This window comes from Nioella sp., from assembly GCF_964229645.1.
In the GTDB taxonomy this organism is placed as follows: Bacteria; Pseudomonadota; Alphaproteobacteria; order Rhodobacterales; family Rhodobacteraceae; genus Nioella.
The window spans coordinates 1-10,625 of the sequence record NZ_CAXREX010000222.1 but is presented as its reverse complement, the minus strand read 5'-3'; the positions used below and the strand labels follow the sequence as shown (position 1 = coordinate 10,625).

Below are 10,625 nucleotides of genomic sequence, written 5' to 3'. Positions count from 1 at the left end.
ACTGGAGCTTCACGCGGCGCTGACGGTCAGCCCAGAGGGCCTGCATCTCGATTTCGCCGGCACCTCGGGCTGTTCGGCAAAAGGCATCAACGTGCCCCTGAATTACGCAACAGCCTATTCGGTCTTCGCCCTGCGCTGCCTTATCGGCCCGGACATCCCGAACAATGCAGGCTCGCTGGCGCCTTTCACGGTGTCCGGCCCGCCGGGCTGCATCCTGAACGCACAACGCCCCGCGCCGGTAGCCATGCGCCACACGCTTGGGCAGATGACGCCCGACCTCGTGCTTGGGTGTCTGGCGCAGGCCATGCCGGGTCAGGTGCCTGCCGAGGGCGCGTCCTGCATGTATGACCTGCCCCTGCGCCACGCGCCCGAGGCAGCCCGCACAGGCGGCCGGCAGTTCGCGGTGGAACTGGTCCATAATGGCGGCACCGGGGCGCGGGCGGTCTCGGACGGGCTCTCGGCCACGGCCTATCCCGCGGGGGTGTTCGGCAGTCAGGGGGAAATCCCCGAGGCGGTTGCCCCGGTGATCCTGTGGCAGCGCGAACTGCGCCCCGCCAGCGGCGGCGCGGGAACATGGCGTGGTGGGCTGGGGCAGCGCATCGAGATGAGCTCGGCCATCGGGGAAGCCTTCCTCGTGTTCCTCTCCGTCGAACGGGTGAAAAACGCCGCCAGGGGCCGCGAGGGCGGTCTTGCGGGCGCGCCGGGCCGTATCCGTGTGGCCGGGCGGGCCGAGGATATTCCCGGCAAGTGCGAATTGCGGATTGGGCCGGGGGAACGGCTGATCTTCGAGACACCGGGGGGCGGCGGCTACGGGCCGCCCGAAGGGCGCGACCCTGACAGGCTGGCTGCCGACCTGGCGGCCGGGCTGGTGACAGCCGAGGGCGCGGCGCGCTACCGGGGGCAACCATGATCCGCCCCGTCGCCGCCGTGGCCGCGATGGCCCCCTATGCACTGGCCGACCTGGGGGAGGCCGGGATGGTGTCACTGGCCCAGAACGAAAGTGCCTTCGGCCCCTCGCCAAGGGCACTGGAAGCCGGGCAGGCGGCGCTGGCCAGCGCGGCGCTTTATCCCGATCCTGACTGGCACGCCCTGCGCCAGGCGATTGCCGAAATGCACGGTCAGCCGCGCGAGCGCATCCTCTGCGGCGCAGGCTCGATGGAACTGATCGGGGCGCTGATCCGGGCCTTTGCGGGGCCGGGCGACGAGGTGTTGGGCACGGCGCATGGCTACCTGTTCACGGCCATCGCCAGTCAACAGGCAGGGGCGTCATACGTCACCGTGCCGGAGCCGAATTTGCGCGTCGACGTGGACCTGCTGCTTGCGGCCATTACGAGGCGCACCAAGCTGGTTTTCGTCTGCAATCCCGGTAATCCCACGGGAACCGCGCTCCCCAATGCCGAACTGCTGCGCCTGCGCGCGGGCCTGCCTGCGGATGTGCTTCTGGTCGTCGACCAGGCCTATGGAGAGTTCGATCCGCAAGACCCCACCCCGGTCTTCGACCTTGTGGCGCGGGGCGATACGGTCGTGCTGCGCACGTTTTCCAAGGCCTATGCGCTGGCCTCGGCGCGGGTGGGGTGGGGCCTTTTCCCCGAGACGGTCGGGGGCGAGATGCGCAAGCTTCTCAATCCCAACAACGTCTCCGGCGCAAGCCAGGCGATGGCCGCCGCCGCCATGCGAGACCGCGCCCATATGCAAGGGATTGTCGCCAGAACGGCGGCGATCCGGACCGAGTTTGTGGCCGATCTGCGCTTGGCAGGGTTCAGCGTCCCCGAGCCAAGCACGAATTTCGTGCTGATCCCCTTTGCGTCGGAAGAGGTCGCCCGCGCCGCCGACCGGGCCTTGCGAAGCGGAGGGCTCTTGCTGCGGGGCATGGGGGGCTACGGCCTGCCCCACGCCCTGCGCGCCACCATTGGAGCGGCCGAGGCCATGCGCCGGGCGGCCCGCATCATCGCCCCCTTTGGAAAGGACATCCCATGACCGACCCGCGTTCCGGCCCCAAGATCGGGGTGCTGGTGCCCTTCACCAACACCAACCTGGAACCCGACATGGTTGCGATGTGCCCGCCCGGATGCACGATGCATTTCGCCCGGATGGGCGGGTATGACGTGGACGAGATCCCCGGAAGTGAGCAGATGGCGGGACTTGGGGCTTCGGATATCTCGGAAACGCTGCGGCTTCTGTCCGGGGTCCGGCCTGCTGCCGTGCTTTACGGCTGCACCTCGGCGACGCTGACCCATGGCACCGCGTTCGATCGCGACCTTGCCGCGCGGATCAAGGCGCTGTCGGGGGCGGTCAGCCTGACGGCGGCGGGGGCGCTGGCGGGGGCGATCCAGGCGCTTGGCGTGGCGCGGGTTGGCTTCTCGTCGCCTTACCTGGGCGAGATCAACGACCAGGCGGTCGCGTTTCTGGCCGAGATGGGGATAGAGACCGTGCTCCGCGCCGATATCGGGCGGGAACTGGGCAATTACGGGCAGGGGGAACTGACGCCTTCGGAGGTGATGGAACTTGCGCTTCGGGCGGATGGGCCGGGGGTGGAGGCCATCGTGCTGAGCTGTACGGACATGCGCTCTGTCGAGGTCATCGAGCGGATCGAGCAGGCGACCGGCAAGCCCGTGGTCAGTTCCAACCAGGCGATGATCTTTGGCCTGATGCGCGCGCTTGGCCTGCCGCGCCATGCGGGCCTGCCCGGACGCCTGTTCGACCGGCTCTAGCGGGCCGCGGGCAGACGCCCCGCCCACCCACCCGCGTCCGCCCGCGGCCCGTCAATAGCCCCGGGTCGGATCCACGATGTTGGACAGCGGCTCACCCCGGCGGTAGCGGCCCAGGTTCTCGGCGAACATGCGCACCGACCTGGCCGCCCACCCGTCATAGACGGCAGAGGAATGGGGCGTGAGGATGAGGTTGGGCAGGTCCCAGAACGGGCTTTCTGGCGGCAGGGGCTCCTGCGCGTAGACATCGCGTGCGCCCCCCCGGATACGCCCTGTCTGCAATGCCTCCAGCAGCGGTGCCTCCTCGATCACGCCACCGCGCGAGACATCGACAAGGATCGCCGTGGGTTTCATGGCAGCGAAAGCCGCCCCATCCACGATCCCGCGCGTCGAGGGCAAAAGCGGCACGCAGATCACCAGCACATCCGCCCGTGCCCACAGATCGGGCAGCGCCGCCATCCCGTGCACCTCGTCACAGTTTGCGGTGGGTTTGGGCCGGGCACGCACGCCGATCACGTGAAGCCCCATTGCCTTCATCCGGCGCGCCACCGCATGTCCCGTCTTTCCCAGCCCAAGGATGAGGCAGGTCTTGCCCTCCAGCGGCTCGACCCCCGCGTCCGGGTCCCAGGCCCTCGCAGCCTGGTCGCGGCGGTAGCGGGCTAGGTCGAGGGTGAAACTGAGCGCCGTGCCAAGCGCGTATTCGGCCATCATATCGGCGGCTACGCCCGCCGCATTCGTCACAGTGACGGCCTGCGGATCCCAGGCCCCGAGATGATCGACGCCAGAGCCGCCGACCGACAGCCATCTGACCGGCGGAGACAGCGCGGCGGCAGCGGGATAGCCCGGCCCCCCCTGGAAACGCACCGAGTAGATCACCTCGGCCCCGGTTTCAGCAATCAGGCCCGGCAGCGCCTCGTAACTGTCGCAGCCGTGCAGGGGCAAGTCCGGGTGCTGCTCTGCGACGATCGTCACTGCCTCGTCCGGGGCATTGGTGTGCAGGATGACCGTTGGATGCTTCATGATCTGACCAGATGCGCGGCCGCCGCACCAAGCTCGACTTGCAACGCCTCGCCTTCGGCCATCGTGGCGTTCAGATGCGGGGGCGCGAGGGACAGCCAGCGCGGATCGCCCGAGGTGACGGCCATCAAAGCCTTCATGCCGCCGATCAGTCCCGCCTTCTGCACCTTGGCGCGGAAATCCTTAATCGCGGCATCCTCCGCCGTCATGTCCTGACCCCCGGTCATGCCATCGTAGACCGCCCGGATCGCGGCGGCGTTGAGGTTCACCGTGGCCGAGATGCAGCCCGCTCCACCCGCGACCAGCCCCTGCGACAGGAAGTTTTCGGAGCCCGGAAAAACCGACACGGCGGGCGCGGCTCCGATGACGGCCTGCGTGTTGGACCAGTCGCCCGAACTGTCCTTGTAGGCCACCACGGCGTCCGGATAGGCGGCGTAGAGGCGGGCGGTCAGCGCGGGGCTGACGGGCACGCCGGAATTTTGCGGAATGGAATAGAGAATGATCCGCGTGCGCGCGTCACCGATCCCGTCGATCAACTCGCTGAAATAGCGCGCTTGCCCCGCGTCCCCGACTGCCCCGTAGAAGAACGAGGGCAACACCATGATGCCAGCGCAGCCCGCCGAGACGGCATGGCGCGACAGGGTCAGCGTATCGGGCAGCGCCGTCAGCCCGGTGCCGGGCATCAGCCGATCGGCGGGAATGCCCGCGTCGATCAGCCAGTCCAGCGCCTCCATCCGGGCCGCCATCCCGACCGAGAGAGCCTCTCCGGTGGTGCCGAAGGGCGAGAGGTAATGCGCGCCCTGGTCGAGCACCCACTTGGCATGGGACGTCCACAGGTCGCGGGCAATGGTGCCGTCTGTTTCGAACGGCGTCAGAAGCGGGCAGATGATGCCGGTGGGCCGGGTCATGGCAATCCTTCAAGGGGCAGGGGTGATCAGCGTGTTCACGTCCGAGAAAAGCGCATCTGTCCGGGGAAGTGCAAGCACCGCGTCCCGCAGCGCTCCGGCGCGCGCCTCGCCCAGGACCGGGGCGGCGAAGGACATGTACTTGCCGCAGATCGTGGCGGCATCGAAGGGCGCATCGGGGCCGCCCGAGGCATTGAGGTCGCCCGATTCATAGACCGATCCGTCCTGCATCTCGATCTCGATATCAGCCCATCTGCCCTGCGCCGGGAACCTTGCCTGGTGGCGAGCATCGACGACACCTTCGGTCAGCGCGACAAGGCGCGCGACGCGAGGGTCGGCCAGCCCCTCGCCGGAAATCTGGGCGAGCCCGATATGGCCGTTCACCAGCATCCAGGCGACCGGGAAAGCCAGCGCGTATTGCGCCCGTGCCGAGTGGTCGGGCATGCCGGGGTAAAGCGCGATCGACTCGGCGAAGCTGCGGATCGTGATGCGGGCGATCTTTTCGTGGTCGATCCCGTGCCGCGCGCGCAGCAGTTTCGCCCCGTCGATAGGGGCATGTGCCCACCGGCAGATCGGGTAGGGCTTCACGTATTGCAACTCGGTCTGCCAGACCTTGCAGAGATCCGCCCAGTGGCTTTCCGCCTCGGGCGCTTCCAGCGTGATTGCAGGGGCACCGGTAAAGCCCTTCTCGGCCATGATGACCGACGACAGCCCCACCAGCGCCCCCATGCCAGACCCGTCATGCAGCATCGTGGGGTTGGCGATCTCGCGCATCATCTGGCTGCGCGGCCCATGGTATTCGGCGATGCCGAGCGCATGGCGCAGCTGGCCATCCGTCAGGCCCCGCAGGCGCGCGGCCAATGCCACGACCCCAAGCGCGTTCCACGCGCCTGAGGTGTGGTAGTCGCTGACCGTGGCATGAAGCGCCGTGCCCGCGCGGCCCGCCACCTCGTAGCCCACCACGAGCGCCGCCAGCGCCTCGCGGCCCGTCAGCCCCGGCAGGTGCTGCGCCAGGACCGAGAGAGCGGGCGCAACTGCAACGCCGATATGGCCCTTGGTGGGGTTGTAGCCGTCATGACCATCCAGGTTGTCGGTCTGCGTGGCCGCCGCGAAAGCCGCGCCGGCACGGCTGGCGGGGCGGCCGTCGAACAGCATCGGCGCCGACATGGCCGGGTCGGCGGTGCCGTATAGCGCCAGCGCCGTGTCGCGCGCGATGCCGCCTGCCTCCATCGGGGCGGAGGCCGCGCAGATGCCGAGCGTGTCGAGCAAGAGAAGCGCCGCGCGCTCCATCGTGCTGGCGGGGATGTCCTCCGGGCCGCTGCGCAGGGCGAAATCGGCAAGGCGGGTAAAACTGTTGGAAGGGGTCGGAATGGCGATGGACATGGCGCGCGCTCCTGGGGTGTCTTGGCTCCAGCGTAGCGGCGGGCGGTCCGCCACCGGTTGCCGGGCGGCGACGCGGAAGGGCCCCGATTGGTCGCAATCAGCCTTTGCCGGTGGCAAAGGCCACCACCGCGCCGACCAGAACATCCAATGCGTCGATCACGCGCGCCTCGGCGCTGGCGGCATCCGCGATGAGCGAAAACTCCGCACTGCCCACAAGCTGCGTCTCGGCACCCATGGCCAGCAACTCCTCTGAGGCCGCGCGCAGGATGTTGCGGGCCTCCAGCGTTGCCCCGTTGGCCTTGAGGATGCGCAGCGCATGCAGAAGCGGCGCATCATCGCGCAGCCGGACCGGGGTTGCGCCGACATCGGCAAGCGCCGTGTCGAAGACACCGGTGATGCGGGTGATGGGAGAGGCAAGGAGGCCCACCTTGCCCGGCCCGGCCCGTTCCGCCGAAAGGCGCACCATGTCCAGAAACGGGATGTTCACCGCTGACGTGATGCTTGCGGCATAGGCATGGGCGGCGCTGCACGGCATGGCAAGGGCCTCTGCCCCTCCCGCTTCCAGCCGCCGGGCCATCGCGGCCAGAACCGGGCCCGGGTCCCCGCCCGTGCCTTCGACGAGATGCGCAATGCGCGACGGCACCTGCGGGTTCATGTCGATCAGCAGGGGGATGTGGTCGGAATCGTCCTGCGCCGGAACCGCGTTCAAGAGCCTTTGCTGCATCAGGATCGTGGCCTCGGGCCCCATTCCGCCAAGGATGCCGATCCGGCGCATCCTGCCCAAAAGTCGAGTTGTCTTGGCGGCGGGGGCAAGGGGCATGGCGGTGGCTCCGGGGCGTTGACCGCCCAAGCCTAGCGCGGGACATCCGGCAGCGTCCAGCCTTGCCCGCCGGGCTGCCGAACGGTCCGGATGTCTCATGGCACTGTTCTGAGGATCACACGCGCCGCAGCAGGTAGATATCCATGATCCAGCCATGTGCGGCACGGGCGGAGGCGCGTGCCTCCGCGATCGCTTCGGTCACCGAGGCGACCGGACCTGAGAGGGAAATCTCGTTCTCCATCCCGGCGTAGCCTGTCCACCAGATGTGAAGTCCCTCCGGGTCGAGATGCCGGAAGCTCAGCTCTCCATCCAGCATGACAACGGCGGTATCGGTGCCGGGAGGAAAGCCGTTGTCGCGGATCTGGCGGCCTGTCGTCACCACCACGGGGCCGTTGATCTGGTTGAGCGGGATCGCGTGGGCCGCCGTCAGCGCCTGGATCGAGGTGATGCCGGGGGTAACGCGGACCTTGAGCGGCAGCAGGGCTGCCACCCGGTCCGCGATCCTCAGCGTGGAATCGTAGAGCGAAGGGTCGCCCCAGACGAGGAAGGCCACACGGGCCCCGTCGCCCAGGTTGGCGCGGATCGTGTCGGCCCAGATCCCCGCGATCGCGTCATGCCAGGCATCCACCCGCGCGCGGTAGTCGGTGATCGCGGGGTCGCGCACGGGCAGGGCGAACTCGGCCACCTGCGTTTTCGGGTTGGTCAGGACCTGCGCGCAGATCTGGCGGCGCAGCCCGGCAAGGTCGTCCTTGTCCGCGCCCTTGGTGGGGATCAGGACCAGGTCGGCGGCATTGATCCGCTCGATAGCCTGAAGCGTCAGGTGAGCCGGGTTGCCGGTGCCGATGCCGATAAGGTCGAGCGAGATCATGGGGTGCCTCGTGAAAATGCCCCCCGGAGGTATCCGGAGGGCATGGGGGTTGTCCAGCCGATCAGGCGTCGGGTTCGGGCGGGGCCAGCTTGGCCGTGAGCCAGCCCAGGAGCGCCCAGACCGCCAGCGCCACGCCCAGGACCCGGGCCGAGAACTCGGCGGCCAGTTCGGGCGGGGCATAGCCGAAGAACTCGTCCAGCACCGGCGCGCCGATCACATGCGGCAGCGCCATCAGGACGACACCGCCGATCGCGGTCAGCCAGCTGCGGCCATAGCCGATCAGCGCAAGGCCGCCCGCCGTCGCCACCACCGTGCCCAGCCACCAGATCTGGCGCAGGGTGATGTCGGCCCCAACGGCCCCCGGCAGTTCCGGTGCAAGGCCCATGGCGGGCGCGAGCTGGAACGCGGCAAAGCCCGCGATGCCCCACAACACACCCTCTTGCGGGGTGATCGTGCGGCCAAAGAGCCCGGCCACCTGGTAGCCCGCCACGAGGATCAGGCCATAGGCGGCATAGATGAGCCCGGTGAACAGCACGGTCAGCGCATTGCGGGTGAAGGCCGGGCTGTCCGCCCCGTCCCCATGCCCGCCATGATCGTCATGGCCAGCCCCTGCACCGTGATCCATGGGTTCCCCGAAATGAACCAGCTCGCCGGATTCATAGAGTTCAGCGTGCAGGATGATCTCCTGCACGAACGCGAAATGCAGCACGGCTGCAACCAGCCCTGCTGCAAAGCCGGCGATCAACCCGCCGGCCAGCATACGCATCATCATGGGATCGTGTCGGGCCGCTGCCTTAGTGGCAGGGGAAGCCCGTCGCGTGGCGCATGTCGTGGGCGGCGTCGTGCAGCACAGCGGACTGTGCATGGCCTGCCAGGAACAGGACGCCCGCGCCCAGAAGCGCGACGAAGAGGATGCTGAGGACCTTGGACTGCGAGGCAGAGCCGGCGGCAATCAGTTGCGACATGTTTCTTTCTCCTTGCCGTCACACCCGACGGCAGCTTTGGTTTCGTTCCCCTGTGGCCGGTCTCCTGACTCGCGGGTCACAGCCGAGCCTTTCCCCTTCCCATCACGTGCAGACGCACCCGACAGTGGGTTCTTGAAAGGCCGCTCGCCGCTCACAGTCGCGGGGGCGGTCGGGGCCTGGGGCGCCGCAACTTGGTCCGCCCTTTCCCCGTTCCCGTTTCAGCCCCGATGCTTTGCATCCTTGGGGCACCACAGGTCTTCACTATGCAATTCGGGAGGCTTTCGGGTCAATGTGCAAAACACGCGCAGTTCGGTCGGAAAGCGACCATCGGGGCCGGGATTTGCGGCCTCAGCCGGGAATGCGGGCGATGGCCTTGAGCCGGAGATCGCCGATCACGCGGGCATCGGCGAAAGTGCCGTCGGGCGAGTCGGCATATAGCGGCACGAAGGCAAGGATCAGGGGCAGGTCCGCCTCGGTCAGGTCGCCGAAGAGGTAGGCGGTCTTGCCGGGCGCGCGTACGGCCAGTGTCGAGGGGCGGGGGCAGCCCGACATGCACTCGACGGTTCTGACCGTGGCGCGGGGCGCATCGGGCAGGGCGGCGCGCAGCCGCTCGGCAAAGCCCGACTGGCCAAGCGCGCAACTGGCGCAGACCGTGAGCGTGATCTCAGACATCGCCATCGGCCAGCGGCCCATAAAGGATCAGCCCCGGAAGCTTGCTGTCGGAGGCCAGCAGCTCGGCCGCGAGCGTCGTCACCGTAGAGCGGGTCAGGCGCTGGTTCTCGGTCGATACGCTCTCGGCGAACAGCGCGGGCGTGTCGGCGGGAAGGCCGGTGGCGACCAGGCGCTCCACCAGCGCGGCGAAGGTGCGCTTGCCCATGTAGACGACCGTGGTGGCACCGGGATCGGCCAGCGCGGCAAGGTCGAGCCCCTCGGGAAGCGCTCCGGTCACGTCATGGCCGGTGACGAACTGCACCCGGCGCGCGGTCAGTCGACGGGTGAGCGGAATGCCCGCCGCAGCCGCGGCGGCAGAGGCCGCGGTCACGCCGGGAATGATCTCGTAAGGAATGCCCTCCGCGCGCAGCGCGGTGATTTCTTCCTCGAGCCGCCCGAAGATGCCGGAGTCGCCCGATTTCAGCCGCACGATCCGCTGCCCGGTCCTGGCGTAGTCGACCAGAAGGCGGCTGACGTGATCCTGCTTGGGCGAGGGGCGGCCCGCCCGCTTGCCGACGCCGATCAGGTCGGCGCCCTCGCGTGCATGGGTCAGGATCGGGCCGGAACTGAGATCGTCGAACAGGACCGCGTCGGCGCGGGCCAGCCGGTCGACCGCCTTCAGGGTCAGAAGCTCGGGGTCGCCGGGGCCGGAGGAGACGAAACTGACGAAACCGGTCATGCTACCGCGTGGCCTCCGCGATCAGGTGAAAGAAGGTGCCGGTGGCCTTGCCCCGACGTGACCCGGTTTCCGGCACTGCCGCGCCACCTGCATCGACCACCTCTGCCAGCGGGGCGTCGGGCTGGTCGAGGATGCTGGAGTAATGGAATTCGTGCCCGCGCAGCCGTGCGCCTGCCATGTGGCCGGGCATGTCGGCATGCAACGTTGCCAGGCGGTAGCCCAGATGCATCCTGCGCTTCTCGTAGGAAGTCACGAGACCCAGAAGCCCCGCCATCTCGTGACGGGTGCCGTCCTTGTCGATCAGCGCCGTGCCCATGGCCATGTAACCGCCGCATTCGCCATGCACTGGCCGGGTGCGTGCGAAGCTTTGCAGCCCGGTGCGGAAACTTGCGGCAGCAGCCAGTTCGCCCGCGTGCAGTTCCGGGTAACCGCCGGGCAGCCAGCAGGTATCGGCGCTGTCGTCGGGGGCCTCGTCATTGAGCGGAGAGAAGGGCAGGATCTCGGCCCCCGCGCGCCGCCATCCATCCAGTTGATGCGGGTAGACGAAGGAAAACGCCCCGTCGCGGGCC

The 10,625-nt window shown here is 68.5% G+C and carries 12 protein-coding genes, 1 pseudogene and 1 riboswitch; of the genes and pseudogenes, 3 read left to right on the top strand and 10 right to left on the bottom strand.

The annotated features are described in order from the left end of the window. The 3 genes from ACEQXV_RS15055 to ACEQXV_RS15045 all read left to right on the top strand — a co-directional run. A partial coding sequence (locus ACEQXV_RS15055) for a hydantoinase B/oxoprolinase family protein (RefSeq protein WP_370269843.1) occupies positions 1–910 on the top strand: 910 nt, incomplete at its 5' end. Further along, positions 907–1,977 (top strand): histidinol-phosphate transaminase, encoded by a 1,071-nt coding sequence (locus ACEQXV_RS15050; RefSeq protein WP_370269842.1) that lies wholly within the window; start codon positions 907–909, stop codon positions 1,975–1,977. The genes ACEQXV_RS15055 and ACEQXV_RS15050, both read left to right, overlap by 4 nt. Next, the gene (locus tag ACEQXV_RS15045; RefSeq protein ID WP_370251727.1) at positions 1,974–2,711 is read left to right on the top strand and encodes an Asp/Glu racemase; all 738 of its coding nucleotides are present in this window, start codon (positions 1,974–1,976) and stop codon (positions 2,709–2,711) included. Before ACEQXV_RS15050 ends, ACEQXV_RS15045 begins: the two co-directional genes overlap by 4 nt. 51 nt (positions 2,712–2,762) lie before the next feature. Here the strand turns inward: ACEQXV_RS15045 and ACEQXV_RS15040 are convergent, their stop codons facing one another. The 10 genes and pseudogenes from ACEQXV_RS15040 to ACEQXV_RS14995 all read right to left on the bottom strand — a co-directional run. Further along, positions 2,763–3,728, bottom strand: coding sequence for a D-2-hydroxyacid dehydrogenase (locus tag ACEQXV_RS15040; RefSeq protein ID WP_370269841.1), 966 nt, complete (start codon positions 3,726–3,728; stop codon positions 2,763–2,765). Next, the gene (locus ACEQXV_RS15035) at positions 3,725–4,633 is read right to left on the bottom strand and encodes a dihydrodipicolinate synthase family protein (RefSeq protein ID WP_370269840.1); all 909 of its coding nucleotides are present in this window, start codon (positions 4,631–4,633) and stop codon (positions 3,725–3,727) included. The genes ACEQXV_RS15040 and ACEQXV_RS15035 overlap by 4 nt, the downstream gene beginning before the upstream one ends. A gap of 9 nt (positions 4,634–4,642) precedes the next feature. After that, entirely contained in the window at positions 4,643–6,013 is a 1,371-nt protein-coding gene (locus ACEQXV_RS15030) for an MmgE/PrpD family protein (RefSeq protein ID WP_370269839.1), read from the bottom strand. Positions 6,014–6,110: 97 nt separating this feature from the next. Next, positions 6,111–6,833: an aspartate/glutamate racemase family protein gene (locus ACEQXV_RS15025; RefSeq protein ID WP_370251278.1), complete on the bottom strand. Its 723-nt coding sequence runs from the start codon at positions 6,831–6,833 to the stop codon at positions 6,111–6,113. Between the two features lie 115 nt (positions 6,834–6,948). Then, a complete protein-coding gene (gene cobF / locus ACEQXV_RS15020) occupies positions 6,949–7,701 on the bottom strand; it encodes a precorrin-6A synthase (deacetylating) (RefSeq protein WP_370251279.1) in 753 nt (250 codons plus the stop codon). A gap of 61 nt (positions 7,702–7,762) precedes the next feature. Next, a complete protein-coding gene (locus ACEQXV_RS15015) occupies positions 7,763–8,473 on the bottom strand; it encodes a CbtA family protein (protein ID WP_370251280.1) in 711 nt (236 codons plus the stop codon). Positions 8,474–8,495: 22 nt separating this feature from the next. Continuing rightward, positions 8,496–8,666, bottom strand: coding sequence for a CbtB domain-containing protein (locus ACEQXV_RS15010; protein WP_370251281.1), 171 nt, complete (start codon positions 8,664–8,666; stop codon positions 8,496–8,498). 36 nt (positions 8,667–8,702) lie between these two features. Beyond that, a riboswitch (cobalamin riboswitch) is annotated at positions 8,703–8,934 on the bottom strand. 80 nt (positions 8,935–9,014) lie between these two features. Then, entirely contained in the window at positions 9,015–9,338 is a 324-nt protein-coding gene (locus tag ACEQXV_RS15005; RefSeq protein ID WP_370251282.1) for a DUF1636 family protein, read from the bottom strand. Next, positions 9,331–10,056, bottom strand: a complete 726-nt coding sequence (gene cobA / locus ACEQXV_RS15000) for a uroporphyrinogen-III C-methyltransferase (protein ID WP_370251283.1) — start codon at positions 10,054–10,056, stop codon at positions 9,331–9,333. The genes ACEQXV_RS15005 and cobA overlap by 8 nt, the downstream gene beginning before the upstream one ends. Position 10,057: 1 nt before the next feature. Continuing rightward, a pseudogene (locus ACEQXV_RS14995) lies at positions 10,058–10,625 on the bottom strand (cobyrinic acid a,c-diamide synthase); the annotation flags it as partial.